The 15,978-nt window shown below is 37.6% G+C and carries 16 protein-coding genes, 1 rRNA gene and 1 pseudogene; 8 read left to right on the top strand and 10 right to left on the bottom strand.

What is annotated here, in order from left to right:
* Positions 1-3: 3 nt before the first annotated feature.
* Positions 4-1,552, bottom strand: a 16S ribosomal RNA gene (locus MHB67_RS00985).
* A 375-nt stretch (positions 1,553-1,927) separates the two neighbouring features.
* On the opposite strand from MHB67_RS00985, the gene pdaB reads away from it, so the two are divergent.
* The gene (gene pdaB, locus MHB67_RS00980; RefSeq protein WP_024425619.1) at positions 1,928-2,692 is read left to right on the top strand and encodes a polysaccharide deacetylase family sporulation protein PdaB; all 765 of its coding nucleotides are present in this window, start codon (positions 1,928-1,930) and stop codon (positions 2,690-2,692) included.
* On the opposite strand, the gene MHB67_RS00975 is transcribed toward pdaB, so the two are convergent.
* The gene (locus MHB67_RS00975; protein ID WP_024425618.1) at positions 2,685-3,287 is read right to left on the bottom strand and encodes a KinB-signaling pathway activation protein; all 603 of its coding nucleotides are present in this window, start codon (positions 3,285-3,287) and stop codon (positions 2,685-2,687) included. The two genes, pdaB and MHB67_RS00975, sit on opposite strands and share 8 nt — an antisense overlap.
* 90 nt (positions 3,288-3,377) lie before the next feature.
* On the opposite strand from MHB67_RS00975, the gene gerD reads away from it, so the two are divergent.
* Positions 3,378-3,962, top strand: coding sequence for a spore germination lipoprotein GerD (gene gerD / locus MHB67_RS00970; protein ID WP_024425617.1), 585 nt, complete (start codon positions 3,378-3,380; stop codon positions 3,960-3,962).
* Positions 3,963-4,003: 41 nt separating this feature from the next.
* On the opposite strand, the gene MHB67_RS00965 is transcribed toward gerD, so the two are convergent.
* The 3 genes from MHB67_RS00965 to MHB67_RS00955 form a co-directional block, all read right to left on the bottom strand.
* Positions 4,004-5,062 (bottom strand): Mrp/NBP35 family ATP-binding protein, encoded by a 1,059-nt coding sequence (locus MHB67_RS00965; protein ID WP_024425616.1) that lies wholly within the window; start codon positions 5,060-5,062, stop codon positions 4,004-4,006.
* Between the two features lie 103 nt (positions 5,063-5,165).
* Entirely contained in the window at positions 5,166-5,879 is a 714-nt protein-coding gene (gene cwlD / locus MHB67_RS00960; RefSeq protein WP_024425615.1) for an N-acetylmuramoyl-L-alanine amidase CwlD, read from the bottom strand.
* Positions 5,880-5,937: 58 nt separating this feature from the next.
* Positions 5,938-6,381: a DUF2521 family protein gene (locus tag MHB67_RS00955; protein ID WP_044333888.1), complete on the bottom strand. Its 444-nt coding sequence runs from the start codon at positions 6,379-6,381 to the stop codon at positions 5,938-5,940.
* 331 nt (positions 6,382-6,712) lie between these two features.
* Between MHB67_RS00955 and MHB67_RS00950 the strand changes: the two genes are divergently transcribed.
* From MHB67_RS00950 to MHB67_RS00925, 6 genes are all read left to right on the top strand, one after another.
* Positions 6,713-7,192, top strand: coding sequence for a hypothetical protein (locus tag MHB67_RS00950; protein WP_103132736.1), 480 nt, complete (start codon positions 6,713-6,715; stop codon positions 7,190-7,192).
* Between the two features lie 87 nt (positions 7,193-7,279).
* A complete protein-coding gene (locus tag MHB67_RS00945) occupies positions 7,280-9,025 on the top strand; it encodes a hypothetical protein (protein WP_103132737.1) in 1,746 nt (581 codons plus the stop codon).
* Positions 9,018-9,704: an ABC transporter ATP-binding protein gene (locus MHB67_RS00940; protein ID WP_017366463.1), complete on the top strand. Its 687-nt coding sequence runs from the start codon at positions 9,018-9,020 to the stop codon at positions 9,702-9,704. The genes MHB67_RS00945 and MHB67_RS00940 overlap by 8 nt, the downstream gene beginning before the upstream one ends.
* A 1-nt stretch (position 9,705) precedes the next feature.
* A complete protein-coding gene (locus MHB67_RS00935; protein ID WP_103132738.1) occupies positions 9,706-10,899 on the top strand; it encodes an FtsX-like permease family protein in 1,194 nt (397 codons plus the stop codon).
* Positions 10,896-11,942 (top strand): hypothetical protein, encoded by a 1,047-nt coding sequence (locus tag MHB67_RS00930; protein ID WP_103132739.1) that lies wholly within the window; start codon positions 10,896-10,898, stop codon positions 11,940-11,942. The genes MHB67_RS00935 and MHB67_RS00930 overlap by 4 nt, the downstream gene beginning before the upstream one ends.
* A 24-nt stretch (positions 11,943-11,966) precedes the next feature.
* Positions 11,967-12,533 carry a DUF4825 domain-containing protein gene (locus tag MHB67_RS00925; RefSeq protein WP_103132740.1) on the top strand — a complete coding sequence of 189 codons (567 nt, stop codon included), beginning with the start codon at positions 11,967-11,969 and terminating at the stop codon, positions 12,531-12,533.
* Between the two features lie 136 nt (positions 12,534-12,669).
* Here MHB67_RS00925 and MHB67_RS00920 read toward each other — a convergent pair.
* From MHB67_RS00920 to truA, 5 genes and pseudogenes are all read right to left on the bottom strand, one after another.
* Positions 12,670-13,409: pseudogene (locus MHB67_RS00920) on the bottom strand (amidohydrolase family protein).
* Between the two features lie 94 nt (positions 13,410-13,503).
* Positions 13,504-14,031, bottom strand: coding sequence for a GNAT family N-acetyltransferase (locus MHB67_RS00915; protein WP_103132741.1), 528 nt, complete (start codon positions 14,029-14,031; stop codon positions 13,504-13,506).
* 177 nt (positions 14,032-14,208) lie between these two features.
* On the bottom strand, positions 14,209-14,601 hold the full coding sequence (rpsI, locus tag MHB67_RS00910; protein WP_007496354.1) for a 30S ribosomal protein S9: 393 nt from the start codon (positions 14,599-14,601) through the stop codon (positions 14,209-14,211).
* A gap of 20 nt (positions 14,602-14,621) precedes the next feature.
* A complete protein-coding gene (gene rplM, locus MHB67_RS00905; RefSeq protein ID WP_003217042.1) occupies positions 14,622-15,059 on the bottom strand; it encodes a 50S ribosomal protein L13 in 438 nt (145 codons plus the stop codon).
* A 165-nt stretch (positions 15,060-15,224) separates the two neighbouring features.
* Positions 15,225-15,968 (bottom strand): tRNA pseudouridine(38-40) synthase TruA, encoded by a 744-nt coding sequence (gene truA / locus MHB67_RS00900; RefSeq protein WP_103132742.1) that lies wholly within the window; start codon positions 15,966-15,968, stop codon positions 15,225-15,227.
* Positions 15,969-15,978 lie beyond the last annotated feature (10 nt).

The following is a 15,978-nucleotide window of genomic DNA, read 5'->3' as shown; positions in this document are numbered from 1 at the left end:
TAGAAAGGAGGTGATCCAGCCGCACCTTCCGATACGGCTACCTTGTTACGACTTCACCCCAATCATCTGCCCCACCTTCGGCGGCTGGCTCCATAAAGGTTACCTCACCGACTTCGGGTGTTGCAAACTCTCGTGGTGTGACGGGCGGTGTGTACAAGGCCCGGGAACGTATTCACCGCGGCATGCTGATCCGCGATTACTAGCGATTCCAGCTTCACGCAGTCGAGTTGCAGACTGCGATCCGAACTGAGAACAGATTTATGGGATTGGCTAAACCTTGCGGTCTTGCAGCCCTTTGTTCTGTCCATTGTAGCACGTGTGTAGCCCAGGTCATAAGGGGCATGATGATTTGACGTCATCCCCACCTTCCTCCGGTTTGTCACCGGCAGTCACCTTAGAGTGCCCAACTGAATGCTGGCAACTAAGATCAAGGGTTGCGCTCGTTGCGGGACTTAACCCAACATCTCACGACACGAGCTGACGACAACCATGCACCACCTGTCACTCTGTCCCCGAAGGGAAAGCCCTATCTCTAGGGTTGTCAGAGGATGTCAAGACCTGGTAAGGTTCTTCGCGTTGCTTCGAATTAAACCACATGCTCCACCGCTTGTGCGGGCCCCCGTCAATTCCTTTGAGTTTCAGTCTTGCGACCGTACTCCCCAGGCGGAGTGCTTAATGCGTTAGCTGCAGCACTAAGGGGCGGAAACCCCCTAACACTTAGCACTCATCGTTTACGGCGTGGACTACCAGGGTATCTAATCCTGTTCGCTCCCCACGCTTTCGCTCCTCAGCGTCAGTTACAGACCAGAGAGTCGCCTTCGCCACTGGTGTTCCTCCACATCTCTACGCATTTCACCGCTACACGTGGAATTCCACTCTCCTCTTCTGCACTCAAGTTTCCCAGTTTCCAATGACCCTCCCCGGTTGAGCCGGGGGCTTTCACATCAGACTTAAGAAACCGCCTGCGAGCCCTTTACGCCCAATAATTCCGGACAACGCTTGCCACCTACGTATTACCGCGGCTGCTGGCACGTAGTTAGCCGTGGCTTTCTGGTTAGGTACCGTCAAGGTGCGAGCAGTTACTCTCGCACTTGTTCTTCCCTAACAACAGAGCTTTACGATCCGAAAACCTTCATCACTCACGCGGCGTTGCTCCGTCAGACTTTCGTCCATTGCGGAAGATTCCCTACTGCTGCCTCCCGTAGGAGTCTGGGCCGTGTCTCAGTCCCAGTGTGGCCGATCACCCTCTCAGGTCGGCTACGCATCGTCGCCTTGGTGAGCCATTACCCCACCAACTAGCTAATGCGCCGCGGGTCCATCTGTAAGTGACAGCCGAAACCGTCTTTCATCCTTGAACCATGCGGTTCAAGGAACTATCCGGTATTAGCTCCGGTTTCCCGGAGTTATCCCAGTCTTACAGGCAGGTTACCCACGTGTTACTCACCCGTCCGCCGCTAACATCCGGGAGCAAGCTCCCTTCTGTCCGCTCGACTTGCATGTATTAGGCACGCCGCCAGCGTTCGTCCTGAGCCAGGATCAAACTCTCCGAAAAAGTACAAAACCGAAGTTTTGCTTTTCGCCAGTTTGACTGACTACCTATGAAGTATCATAGGATTTTTTATAAAAACTCGAATTAACAGGTACGTTTTGTCTTGTTTAGTTTTCAAAGATCATCTCCGCCGTTCTTAGCGGCTTTAATAATATAACATTTCGCTTCATCTTATGTCAACAACTTTTTTCAAGTTTATTTCCCGAAGCGTTTTGTGTTTGTCACTGTGTGTCAGCGACGATTAATAATATATCACGAAAACATTCTCTTGGTCAATGTCTTTTCAAAACTTTTTTTGAAATAGTTTTATTAAGCATCTTAAATCCTTGTCCTGCATACAATCAAGTAACAATCTTGGACAAGGCAGGAGTGTTTGAATTGAGTCGATTATATGTGTTGCCTATTAAACGGCTGAAGCAAGTTGTCATTATTCTTGTAGCAGCCCTTGCAGCTGCAACCTTTTTTTATGTACAAAAGGCACCGCCGCTGTCGGTATTTAAAACTGAACATGGACCCCGAGCCATTTATAAAGGCGAGACTTCATCAAAACATGTCTCTCTCACTTTTAATATTGGCTGGGGGGATGAGAAGGCTGTTCCTATTTTAAATGTCCTTCGAGAGTACGGTATAAAGAACGCCACCTTCTTTCTGTCTGCTTCTTGGGCTGAGCGTCATCCTGATATCGTGAAACAAATTAGGGAGGACGGCCACCAGATCGGAAGCCTCGGCTATGCTTATAAAAATTATAGCCAGCTTGAAGATAGTGAGATCAAGCAAGATCTTGTCCGTGCACAAAATACATTTCAAAAGCTTGGGCTAGATGACATTCAACTATTAAGACCGCCAACTGGACAGTTTAACGAAACAGCACTAAAAATAGCCACACAGTACGGTTATACCGTTGTTCATTACAGTATCAATTCACAGGATTGGCTGAATCCGGGTGTCGACCAGATTGTTCAGAATGTAAATGATCGAATGAAAAGCGGAGACATTGTTCTCCTTCACGCCTCAGATTCAGCAACCCAAACCGCCCAAGCCTTACCCGCTATTTTGAAACAAATAAAAGAAAAGCATTTAAAAAATGTGACGGTTGGCGAACTGATCTCCAATACGAAAACAAAGTCATCGGAAGTTAAGTAGCTTTCGCTTTTGAAAACCGCGGCATCGCTAACAGCTGAAACGCATTACAGCCTAATAGCGGGAATAGCATTAAATACAGCCAGTCCTCTTCATTGACTCTAAGCGCCGGGAACCATTCTAACGACGTGATGACGACCATGAGAAACATTGCAGAAACAAATGTTTTCTTAGAGGACTGCTGCTGTTTAAAGTAAGCCACGATCAAAGCAAACACACCGATAAATAAAGGCAGCCACAAGTATGGAAAAAATGATTCATTCTCCCCGAAAAACAAAAATCGCAAGTAAGCTAAATCAAACAGCACAAAAATCACAAGAAACAGCTGAATGGTATTCCATAAAGAATGCGACCGGAAAATCTCTAACGCAAACCGGTGGACTGTCAAAAAGACAACAAACCCCATCTGGCTAATAACACTAAAGATCATCCCTACACCAATGAACCAAAACAACACAGATGCGATCTCTAGAATTTCAAACGATATAAAAAGCTTCTGATATTTCCCCCACTCCAGCGCAAAGCCTACCACGCTTGTAATGACCGCTCCAACAGCTAGCACAGAGAAGAAAAAACGAACTAAATCCCGACTTTTCATTGAATTGATCCAACCCCTATTTTTGTTATGTATAAATTTACGTGAAACATTCATATTAAAAGTAAGACATGTAACGAAAGGAGCCACAGTATGTCAAAAGGCATCTTGCGTATAATGAGCTGTTTTCTTCTTTTATCTCTAACAGCTTGTGCTCCCAAAACCCAATCCTCATCTAATATGGACTATGACGAAACAAAAAAAATGGTCGTCGATATATTAAAGACAGATGACGGTAAAAAGGCCATTCAACAGTTATTAAATGACGAGGCAATGAATGAAGCTTTGGTAATGGATGAACAAACTGTGAAAAAAACGATAGAGAAAACACTGACTTCTGATAAAGGCAAAGAGTTCTGGAAGAAGGTCTTTGAGGATTCTAAATTTGCCGAGACTTTCGCAAAATCCATGCAGCAACAGCATGAAAGAATGTTAAAACAGTTAATGAAGGATCCTGACTATCAACAGCTGATGATGGATATTCTCAAGGATCCTGAGATGGAAAAGAAATACGGTGAACTTGTAAAAAGCAAAGAGTTTAGAAAGCACTTAGAAAAAGTCATTACGGAAACATTGAGCAGCCCTCTTTATAAGAAGAAATTCGAAGATGAGCTCAAAAAGGCAGCATCTGAAAGCGGCAGTGATTCCGGCTCGAAAGATAGCGAAGGAAGCGATTAGTTAAACATCACCCGAGTGGCGTTCATCCACTCGGGCATTCATTATGCTTTCACTGCTAATTGTTCAATGACTTTATTCGCAATGTGTTGATACACTTCTCCTGTCGGATGACTTGCATCATAGACAGAAGGCGCGAAATCATCCTCATTCCAATCAGGCTGTCTTAAAGGAATTTGGCCAAGGACTGATACACGCAGCTCTTCAGCCAGCTTGTCCCCGCCGCCTTTTCCAAAGACGTATTCCTTTTCACCTGTTTTTTTGCTTTCATAATAACTCATATTCTCAACGACCCCGAGCACCTCATGATCTGTTTGCAGTGCCATTGCGCCTGCTCTTGCTGCAACGAAGGCAGCCGTTGGATGTGGTGTAGTGACAATGATTTCTTTACAGCTAGGCAGCATTGTATGAATATCAAGCGCTACATCTCCCGTTCCAGGCGGAAGGTCTAATAGTAAGTAATCTAATTCTCCCCACTCAACTTCGTGGAAGAAGTTATTTAACATTTTTCCAAGCATCGGTCCTCTCCAAATAACAGGTGCATTTTCTTCAACAAAAAAGCCCATTGAAATCACTTTGACACCAAAGCGCTCCACAGGAATAATTTTTTCCCCTTTAACTGTTGGTCTGACAGTGATTCCCATCATATCCGGTACACTAAAGCCATAAATATCAGCATCAATCAGTCCGACTTTTTTCCCTAGACGAGCGAGCGCTACAGCAAGGTTAACAGAAACAGTCGATTTACCAACGCCGCCCTTTCCACTCGCAATCGCTAAGAACTCAGGCGGATTTTTAGAGTTAAGCAGGGTTTCTTCCTCATCTTGTGATGGCATAAACTTTTCAAGTGTTTCCTGAGGAAGTTCCTCAAAACGAAGTCCTACTGTGTTAGCGCCAGCTGATTTCAAGGCTTGTACGATGTCTTGCTGCAGCTTCATCTGCTCAGCAGTGCCTGTTTTGGCAATAGCCACCTTTAGGCTCACATGCTCTTTCTCAGGCTTTAGGCTGATTTCCTTGATGGCATCCAGCTCACCAAGCGGTATATGAAGGAAAGGTTCGTCCATCTTCCCAACTAGTTTTCTCACATCATCTTGTCCGATCATAGCAGAACCTCACCCTTTATTGAATTCGTTTACAATCCAAGTATATCATACATATCCTTACAATGTCTGTCCTGTTTGCCTGCGATCAAAAGGAAAAAGCCCCTTATTCAGGCGGCTCTTTTTGCTCTGTTAAATATCTTAAAATCCCTTTATAAATAGAGGCAGCAATTTGATCCTGATATTTAGGTGTTGCCAGCTGGCCAGCCTCTTTCGGGTTGGAGAGAAATCCAATTTCCACAAGAGCTCCTGGCTTTGTAACATTTTGCATTAAATAAATGCCATTAATCCGCTTCGCCTTTCGATCTGTGTTTTCAAGGTTTCTGCGCAATTCATCTTGAATGAACTTCGCTGCCTTTTCATTTTCTTCATACTTTCCGTAAAAAAACGTCTGAGCCCCACTCCATTTGTTCGATGGTATCGCATTTAAATGAATGCTTAAATAGAGGTCCGCTTCAGATTCATTGATAACTTTAACGCGGTTCCTTAAATCCTCCGCTTTCTTCCGGGCATAACCCTTTGTATTCTTTGATGATAAATCAGAATCATCCTCTCGGGTCATGAGAACAAGTGCTCCCTGCTCCTGCAAATAGTCACGTATCTTCATGGATACATCCAGTGCAATCTCTTTCTCAAGCAGCTCTCCTCCTACAGCCCCGCCATCTGGACCGCCGTGACCCGGATCTAAATAGATGATCTTCCCGCTTAGAGGCAAATTCCACGATTTCCAAGAATCATCATTTAGAAATTGAAACCTGAATAAGAATAAGAGGACAATAAACCCGATTAAAAACCCTGTCCACTTCAGCTTTCTTTTCATCCCTGTCCCTCCCATACACCATTATTTTATAGATATGGGACAAGGGCTGGAAATATGCTTAGTGCAGCCGAAGCTTGTGTCTTTTTTCTGATTCACGAAAGCCTTCCTGCCACCACATGCTTAAAAAATCCTTCGCAAATGGATATAAACATGACATCTTGCGCTCCATACGGAACATATTCCCCCACGATTGCAAGCAACCTGCGAGCTCTTCAATCAGCTCGGCTTCCTCCTGAGAGGACCGTTTTTTGATATCGTCGAACGATTCCCCGTATTTACTCGACTCACCGTATCTCCCGCCAGCTAAAAAAGCTTCAATGGCGAAATCGATACAGCCATCACTCATAATCCCAGCTGGATCATCTGCAAATGGAAACAGCTTCTTTGTGAATTTCTCAGAAGCGGCCGTTACTTGTTGAAGAGACAATGTACGCAAAAGCTTCTTTTCAAGCGTGACATCTCGTTTTGTTTTTAGTTGATAAAATGAAAGCACTTCTGCCATGGACTGAACTCCTTTTTTCTTTGTATTGTTCGTTGGTTTGAACAAAACATGCAGTTCAGTAAAGCACCAAAATTATCCTTATGAATTTAAAACAAGATTATATTAGCATTTATCTATAACATATCTCACAAAATTACACACTATAATTTACTAAATAAATATGTTACATATCAGATACTTAGGATAAAATCCCCTTTTTCGAAATGTAACTAAACCAAATAATAAAAAATCATAGGTAAAAACCTTAAATTTACTTTAAATCAATTGACAATTTTCCTAAAAAAAATATAATTTGGTATGTGGTTGCAAAAAAAAACATAGGAGGAAAATAATGAAAAGTAAATTTTTCGTCAAATTATCTGCATTTCTAATCATTGGAATATTATCATTAAATCTAGAGGGCACAGTAAATGCTTATTCTGATTCTTCAAAAGAATCTATCCCTCAATTAAAAGGTAACTCGATTCAATCTAATGCTTGGATGAGTAACACAAACTTTTTACAAAAACAAAGCTTTAAAGTAAGCGCAAAATTCCTAGGCAATAACCCTCCAAAAGCAAATTGGGTCAAGACTTCTTACAATATTGAAGCAAACGGTATTGGTGTATCTTTAAAAGGTGCTAGCGCCGGTTCAACTAGTGGCAACTCTCTTTCAGGGACATGGACTAATAAAAATGCATGGATTTCAGACATTGCTGGTTCTTATAAGATTTCTGGAGCACCATTAACAGGAAGCCTAAATAATACTGCAAGTTTCTTAGCTCGTGGTGTAAAACGTTCTACAACAGCTTCTATATTCCGCCTTTACTAAAATTATATATGTGTAACCACAAAAAAAGTGAATACATTTGTATTCACTTTTTAGACTGTAAAAAACTTTATCGGGGATAGATGATAAATGAAAACTTCTCAAAAAATAATCTCAATATTAATAATCTTCATATTGCTGCTCTCAATTTATTTTTTACTTTTTTATAACAAGGGAATCGAACATACGACTAAATTGTCCAATGAACTCTCCTTGGAACTGAAACAGCAACAACAACAAAGTATTCAAAATATACAATATAGTTGGAAAGATGATTCATTATTTACTCTTGTAAATGCAATTAATGGTACAGAAGATGAATATACCTCCTATTATTTCCACCAGTCTGCTTTACTTTTGAATCAACCAACCGACAACAATTACTGTAAGACAATAACAAAGAAACTGGAGGAAGAATCCTTTGCAAGAGATATAACTGATAATATGATATTTACTGGAATTGAACGAGTCTATAGAGCATATCAATCAATACAAAATTGTAAAACAGACGCAATTCCTTTATTAAAAAAACATACACAATATCTTCTTAAAGAATCCTTTTATAAAAACGGGTTTTTTTTATCTGAAGAATTTAAAGAATTTAAAAATAATCCAGATTATCAGGATGTAAAATTGCAACACACTTATATGATGCTAGCATTACTATCGAATCTAAATTTAATCGAAAAAGTGAATAAGCATAAAATAAATATGTGGGTTGATAACATTAAACCAAAGGATTTTGTTACTCTAGAAACACTCCTTGGCATATATGGATTTTTAGGGATTGATAAAAAATTTAATTTGAATAATGAAATAATTAGAAAACGAATAACTAAAAAAACTTTAGACTTTGATGACTTATTAGAGATTAACAGTTATGTGAATATCCATAAAAGTAATATGTTAAAAGCAGATAAACAGTTATTAAAATCAATATCTAATAAAATTAAATACCTATCTATTGAAGTTTCTGACATGCAAAGTGAATATTTTAAACTGAATATTTTGAGGAATTTAAATGTGACTATCAATTCAAAAGAGAAAGATGCTTTCTTAAACAAATACTCAACTTTTGAATATAATAACGGTATGTTTCCAACAATTACACCATTTAACAATGCATTTACTCCAATCTTAATTGGTAAAGATCTTTCTCAATTTTCTAATGATCAAACAAAGAAAATAAATACCATCATTAGAAAACATATCGCCAAGGTGACTTTAGACGACTTATTAAAATTAGACGCATTAGAAATTTATAGTTACCTAGCACTTTTAGATCTAACTGGAGCACAACACCCAGATAATCAATTAAGTATGCAATTAAAAAAATACTTAATAAAAAAAACAAGAGAACCTATTAATGTACAAAATGTAATGAATTGGAGTTTTTATACTCGATCTCTTCTAATTTTGGAAAAGGACTTCAATAAAGACTTTCTGCCAGTGAATACAGAAGACAAAATTAACAAAATAACAAAGTATCCTGGAAATTACTTTAACGAAGAGAACAAAATAACTTCACTAATCTTTTTAGATACGTTAGCTAGAACTAATTTATATTCTACCGAATTGAAAAAACTTGAATCTGACATACGTAATGTCTCTATAAATACCAGTCTTGATATTGCAGCCTATTTAATTTACTATAAAGTATCACTAATGGAAAAATTGGATATTCAATACGATAAGAATGAAATCGCCGATCAAATAACAGTACTATATAAGAACACAGGGTACACCTTAAATGAAAAGCAAAATTTCCCTGATATGTACTCTACATATTTAATCACGAGCGTTAACAAAATGGTAATGGGGGAAAAAAATGAGTAATACAATACTAAAATTAAAAGATGTTGAGAAAACTTTTATATTGAAAAACCAGCACCTTTCAATTCTCAAAAAAGTAAATATTGAAGTTAAGGAAGGTGATTTCAGTGTAATAATGGGACCTTCCGGTTCAGGTAAAAGTACATTATTAAATTTAATGGGGCTTCTTGATAGCCCATCAGAAGGGTCTATTTGTTTAAATCAACTATTCACGACTGAACTGAATGAAAGAAGTAGAGCTAAATTAAGATCAGAGTTTATAGGTTTTATTTATCAGGAATTCAATTTATTACCTAATTTAGACGTATTAAATAACGTAACCCTTCCCTTATTGATTCATAAAAATATAAGTAAAAAGGAAAGGGAAGAACGTGCAAAAGAATTATTAAATCTAGTGGGTCTATCACACAGAATTACTCACTTTCCTAGATCATTATCTGGGGGCGAAAAACAGAGAGTTGCGATAGCAAGATCATTGATAAACAATCCCAAATTAATTCTGGCTGACGAGCCTACTGGTAATGTCGATGAAGCTAATGAAATTAAAATTATAGAACTTTTTAAAAAGTTATCTTCATCTGGAGTTGGAATTGTTATAGTTACTCACAACCCAATTTTCACGAAATATAGCGATCATTTCTACACAATGCGATCTGGAATACTTCAGGAGGATACAGTTTAAAATGAGATTAAATGATTATTTAAAACTTAGTTGGAACAACTTTTTGAGAAATGGGTTTAAAAGCATTGCGCCTATTACAATCATTACTCTTAGCATCATTATATTAAATATCATATTATCATTATTTTCAAGCATTACTGCTAGTGTAAATACTACTGTTATTGAAAATCAAAGCCTCAAACTTATAGAAATATCATCAAACTCAGAAAATGAGTTAACTTCTGGTTCTTTTAAGAAATTAAATGAAATAGATAATGTTGTAACAGCATTCCCTAAGATAGAAGCTTTTGTAGGAGTAGAATATAAAAACAGTAAGACCACGACAAATCTCGTTGGGGTTAATGATAAAGGATTAGAGTACTTTACATCCAATAAAGATAAAATGATAAACAATAATCAAATCGTAATTAATTCCTCTTTAGCAGACGAGTTAGCCTCAAATGACCAAATAAAAATTAGTTACACGGTTAAGGTTAAAGAAGGGGAAGGTATTCGGAAAACAAAAAACACTACGATTCAATCAAAGTTTGATCAGTTCTATTTAGATAACTATCCAGATGATGTATCATTAGGTAGTATTGATTTTGTAGAAAAATTTAATGCTGATTTTCTTGGTCTTCCCTTAAAAGATTACAGAAAAAATTTAACCTATGAGTTTGGAACTGTTATTGTAAATGATGTGGAAAATTTAACTCAAGTTGCTAATGATATTGAGAAATTAGGTTATGACACAGGCTATTCATTAAAAGCCTCTCAGTCTATTCCACTAGTAGCTAAAATAATTATTGCTATTGGAGGTATTATCTTAGTTGTACTATTGGTCTTCTCAGGGGTCAGTATTGCATCAGTTATTGGCCAATCTTTAAGAAATCGTTATAAAGAAATTGGAGTTATGAGAACTTTTGGTTATGAAAAGTCTCACCTTATCAAGCTATTCTCTATAGAGGTTTTATTTATATCTTTAATATCTTTTGTTATTTCTATTATTTCAAGTTTTATTATCATTGAGTTATTAAACTCTTACTTAGAAAAATCTATTGGAGTTAACTTTGATTTTTCAGTTAATATGACATGGATACAGATTTTCATTAGTTTTATTTTAATTGTATTAGTTAGTTTTATTTCAAGTTTTAGACCTATTCTTAAAGCATCTTCAATTCATATTACAGAAATTATTAGAGGTAATGATTCATGAAAAGAATTTTAAAGATTATTGCTATCTTGATCGCAATAATTTCAATTATCTATGTAGTTATGTTATTTATTCCTCAAAACACCCAGCTTCAAAACAATAGTGGAGAATCAATTAGTTATTTATCAGAAGACAAAGGTGTTCCTATGATTAATGTATTTAATTTTAATAAAGAGGAAATTATAAAAAAATTTAAAATTCAAAAAGAGAAAGATTTATATTCTTCAACAACTTATAATGAAAAGCAAAAAAAATCAGTTGTAGTAACTCAACAATTAGAGCCGTATGGATACCAGATCTTTGTTCAAGATCAGGATGAAATAAAAAAGATTGGATTAATAAAAGAACCAATACATGAAGCCATGATTATAAATAATTATCTTTATGTACTGGCATATCCTCCAAATCAGGCCAATAAAGTAACACTAAATAAATATAATATTGATAATATAGAAAAACCTATTGAATCTTGGAGTCTGAAAGGTTTACCGGAGAGAATGCTTTTTGATGAAACTTCTAACAATATATATATATTAACAATAAATAACAACACCATTTTATACTCCCTAAATACAAAAACTCAAAAGCTTCAAATGACTCAAGTTTTTGATAAAGCTTATGATTTAAATGCCTTCTTAAAAAATGGTGAATTGTGGTTGCTTCTACAGGAAGAATTAATGGACATAAATATAAAATCTCAAAAAGAAAAAAAACCGGTTAAACTTATAATGACATATAACTTTATAAAAAATAAACTTGAAAAAAAAATAGATACTACTTATCCACCTAAATTCATGCAATTTGATAATAATAAACTCTATATCATTTCGGGAACTTCTAACACTTCTTACCTAGAAATTTATAATACCAATAGCTTTAGTAAACCAAATGCTGAAGTGTTAAAATTAGATGTTGGTAATATCAATGGTTTTATGAACAAAAAATATATTTTCTCTGATAAAGGAGTCTTTAAAATACAAAATGGCACTATCAAGAGGGTTATTAAGGAGAACACCTCATCTGATATAGATTTATTAATTAATTGATTATAATTGAAGGAGCATTATATAATGAAAAAATATTTGATATTGATGTTAATGTTTATTGTTATTTTAAGCACCGGGTGCAGTAATAAAGACGCTAACGATAACCAAGAAAAAAAAGATAATTTACAGCAGCTACTAGAACATAAAGAAACACAGCTTGGAAACAACTCATCTGTTGGCTCTATAATCTCTATACTTCCAGGTGGAGACATGTATAAAGAATTTGAAATAGTAGATGGAAACAAGCTAAAAGTTGTATATGGCTTAAAAGAAAACTCATCAATAAGCGAGGAACAATTCACTGACTATTGGCTCAATAATGATACTATCAAAAAGAACTTTCTATACAATGCTTTAGCTGCCTTTATCTTAATTGAGAACTTAGATGAGGTACAATTTGAATTAGAAGGACCCAGAGAAAATAAAGTGGCTTTTAAGAGAAAGCAACTTGAAAAAAAATTACCACACTCATATATAGAATATAAAGAGAGTGAAACACTTTGGAAAAAAGATTTAGTGGATAATTTAGTTAACTCAAACAAAGCACGAAAAGACCTGTATCAAGATTTAAACTCAACAAAGGATAAATAAATTAAAATACTTTTTAAGTACCTGTGATTCCTGAAACAAAAAAGCACTTTAAGCGAAGAACTCTTTCTCTTAAAGTGTTTTTAATTTTAATAGTTCATAATAAGATTATTAAAAATATAAAATCAAATACAATTAACTAATTATCCTTGATTCGCATCAATTCGTTAAGAATCTTATATTTTAAAACATCAAAAAGATGTTGAATTAATTGAATATCACCGTATTAAATGGAAGTTGCGCCCATGTAGATGGAATGTCTATCTAAACATCACTGCATCAGGATTCGTTTGATAAATGGATGTCAATGTATGTTCGATGTTTAAATCAACACGTCCAAAGCCCGTTGCTTTCAAACGAACACCTTTTTCAACGAGCTTGAGCAAATGCAGCAATTCTTCTTCCGATAAGCCTTAATGATTAAATTGAAAAGGCCGGCAGCTGTTCAAGCGTAGATGAGATGTCAGGGAGATGCTTAAGTCTATGTAGAGTTCACTATGCCAGCCAGCTCATTCACCCTTCTCGCAAAATAATCGAGCTTTGAAATGTCCTCCCTCCGAACCGCCCCGCTTCACATTAAATCGTAAAACCTTTACCTCTTGTTGATCCAAATGAACAATCTCATCATCAGTTGCTGTAAAAGGTAATGGGTTACACCGCAAAAAGCCGTTCCCATTTCATCTAGTGCTTTTCAACAAATAGCCTTGATCAAAGCCCTGAAATAAACCTGACACAATTACTCCACCTACAATCCCCAAACAGCTGTCTATCTCCTATAATCATTCACCACATAACTTGGCGGTGTATACCTTTGGTTTTCTTGAATAGGAAAATCACAATCAATGAAATGAAAATGTACATAAAATCAAAAATCCTCATGCCCGCCCCCCTCTTCCGCTTATTTGAACTGACTATATCGATTAAAAAAGCCAGAGAATATTCGGGATGATGAATCACTTTATATCATTAAAACTTACCAATTCTTCTTTACGAACCATTCCTCTTGTAAGATGGCATAGTAAAACTCATCCCACCACTCATTTCCTTGTGGTATACATTTTTTAAAATACCCCTCTCTCCTCATCCCCATTTTCTCCATCACTCTCCACGAGGGCACATTTTCAGGCTGACAAGTGGCGATGATCCGATGTAAGTTTAGTGTGTGAAAACCATGATGCAGGACAGCATAAGCCGCTTCTGATGCATATCCCTTGTTTTGATAGGCAGGATTGAAAACCCAGCCAATCTCATAAGTGTGCTCACCAAAGTAAGGATGAAACACGATATGCCCGATACATATCTGATCTTCTTTTAATAGAACAGCAAAATTCTTGGCTGTTTTAAGACGATTATTTTTAACAAATTCCTGCGCATTTTCTTTAGAAAAAACACCTTCCGGAATATACTTCATCACTTCCGGATCAGAAGTATATGCATAGACATCCTGCCAATCATCCTCAGCAAATGAGCGAATGATACACCTTTCTGTTGTTAGATTCATATGACACCCCCTCCATAGACTTCGTGTTTTAAACAGAAACCTTGTTATAATCCTATTTTATATGTTTCCATACAGAAAAAAACACAAATAAAAAAGCACCAGCAGGATGCTGATGCTTTTTTTATAAGGTTTGTCTGTAACAAACCTTTGTAAAACGTCCATACAATATAAAATTGATTAACGTTTTGAGAACTGAGGTGCGCGACGAGCGCCTTTAAGACCGTATTTCTTACGCTCTTTCATACGAGAGTCACGAGTAAGAAGTCCAGCACGTTTAAGTGGTGTACGGTACTCAGGATCTACTTCTAGAAGAGCACGAGAGATACCGTGACGAATTGCTCCAGCTTGACCAGAGAATCCACCACCGTGAACATTTACAAGAACATCGTAGCTGTTAGCTGTTTCTGTGATGTTCAAAGGCTGTTTCACGTCTTCGATTAAAGCAGCGAATGGAATGTATTCAGTAATTTCACGATTATTAACGACGATACGGCCTTCACCTGGAACTAAGCGAACGCGCGCTACAGAACTTTTACGACGACCTGTACCGTAATATTGAACCTGTGCCAAATTGTTAACCTCCCTTATAATTAACCGCGAAGTTCGTAAACTTCAGGTTGTTGTGCTTGATGTGGATGCTCAGAACCACGGTACACATTTAATTTTTTGAACATTTGACGACCTAGTGGACCCTTTGGAAGCATACCTTTGATAGCAAGCTCCAACATTTTTTCAGGGTAGTTTGTACGCATCTCAAGAGCAGTTCTTTGTTTCAAACCACCTGGGTGCATCGTGTGACGGTAGTAAATTTTGTCCGTCAATTTCTTACCAGTTAATTCGATTTTCTCAGCATTGATGATGATCACATGATCACCTGTATCAACGTGTGGTGTATAAGTTGGTTTGTGCTTACCGCGCAAAAGTGATGCTACTTCAGTAGAAAGACGACCTAGAGTCTTGCCTGCCGCATCAACAACTAGCCATTTGCGCTCAATTGTGCTTGCGTTCGCCATTGGTGTTGTACGCATGAGTTTCCCTCCTAAATAAATCAATGAATTTTCCTTGAATCAAATGCTACGTTCTATTTCAAAACACAGATAAGTCTTCCGGGGCTTATTTGTGGGGTTGAAATACATACCATATGATATCTTATAACTTTCTGCTTCCTGTGTCAAGAACATGTTACACCTGGTTTAGTTGTCATAGAAAACTTCCCATAAATACAGTCCGTGACTAGGCGCAGTCTTACCTGCCGCTTCGCGATTTCGGGCGGCAAGCATGGTTTTTATGTCATCAGGGTGAAATTTACCAGAACCGATTTCAAGCAACGTTCCAGCGATAATCCGCACCATGTTGTATAAAAAACCATTCCCTCTCACACGCATTTCAAGCCCGTCTGAGACGCTTTTCCACTCGAGGGCATAAATAACCCTCACCTTGTCCTGAACCTCTGTATTGGCCGCACAAAAGCTTGTAAAGTCATGTGTCCCAATCAGGTGCTCTGCGGCTTCTCTCATTTTATCGATGTCCAGCCGGTAAGGATAGTGGCAGGCATACTGTCTCGTGAACACATTTTGGTGTGTTTCTGTTGAGACCTTATAACGGTACTCCTTCGAAACAACACCAAATCTGGCATGAAACGAATCATCGACCTCCTCAGCCTTTAGAACACGGATATCACCCGGCAGCAGGCTGTTGAGGGCAAAAGGCCATCTCTCCATCGGGATCGAGAGCGGGGTCTCAAAATGGATGACCTGCCCCTTTGCATGGACACCGCTGTCTGTCCGGCCGGAAGCCACAATCGGAATCAGTTCATCCTGTTTGTGCATTCTTGCAAGGGCAGACTCAATCTCCGTCTGAACGGTTCGCTGCCCTGGCTGCACCTGATAGCCTTTAAAATGTGTCCCATCGTAGGAAACGGTACATTTGACCTTCATCTAGGAATCA

It is taken from the genome of Bacillus sp. FSL H8-0516 (assembly GCF_038635285.1).
Taxonomy (GTDB): domain Bacteria; phylum Bacillota; class Bacilli; order Bacillales; family Bacillaceae; genus Bacillus; species Bacillus safensis.
This window is presented reverse-complemented; position numbering and strand designations above follow the sequence as displayed.

Coding starts and splice junctions, on each gene's coding strand:
- MHB67_RS00975 (WP_024425618.1), bottom strand. CDS start 3,287: ATGAAAAGTCGGGATTTAGTTCGTTTTTTCTTCTCTGTGCTAGCTGTT.
- gerD (WP_024425617.1), top strand. CDS start 3,378: ATGTCAAAAGGCATCTTGCGTATAATGAGCTGTTTTCTTCTTTTATCT.
- MHB67_RS00965 (WP_024425616.1), bottom strand. CDS start 5,062: ATGATCGGACAAGATGATGTGAGAAAACTAGTTGGGAAGATGGACGAA.
- cwlD (WP_024425615.1), bottom strand. CDS start 5,879: ATGAAAAGAAAGCTGAAGTGGACAGGGTTTTTAATCGGGTTTATTGTC.
- MHB67_RS00955 (WP_044333888.1), bottom strand. CDS start 6,381: ATGGCAGAAGTGCTTTCATTTTATCAACTAAAAACAAAACGAGATGTC.
- MHB67_RS00950 (WP_103132736.1), top strand. CDS start 6,713: ATGAAAAGTAAATTTTTCGTCAAATTATCTGCATTTCTAATCATTGGA.
- MHB67_RS00945 (WP_103132737.1), top strand. CDS start 7,280: ATGAAAACTTCTCAAAAAATAATCTCAATATTAATAATCTTCATATTG.
- MHB67_RS00940 (WP_017366463.1), top strand. CDS start 9,018: ATGAGTAATACAATACTAAAATTAAAAGATGTTGAGAAAACTTTTATA.
- MHB67_RS00935 (WP_103132738.1), top strand. CDS start 9,706: ATGAGATTAAATGATTATTTAAAACTTAGTTGGAACAACTTTTTGAGA.
- MHB67_RS00930 (WP_103132739.1), top strand. CDS start 10,896: ATGAAAAGAATTTTAAAGATTATTGCTATCTTGATCGCAATAATTTCA.
- MHB67_RS00925 (WP_103132740.1), top strand. CDS start 11,967: ATGAAAAAATATTTGATATTGATGTTAATGTTTATTGTTATTTTAAGC.
- MHB67_RS00915 (WP_103132741.1), bottom strand. CDS start 14,031: ATGAATCTAACAACAGAAAGGTGTATCATTCGCTCATTTGCTGAGGAT.
- rplM (WP_003217042.1), bottom strand. CDS start 15,059: ATGCGTACAACACCAATGGCGAACGCAAGCACAATTGAGCGCAAATGG.
- truA (WP_103132742.1), bottom strand. CDS start 15,968: ATGAAGGTCAAATGTACCGTTTCCTACGATGGGACACATTTTAAAGGC.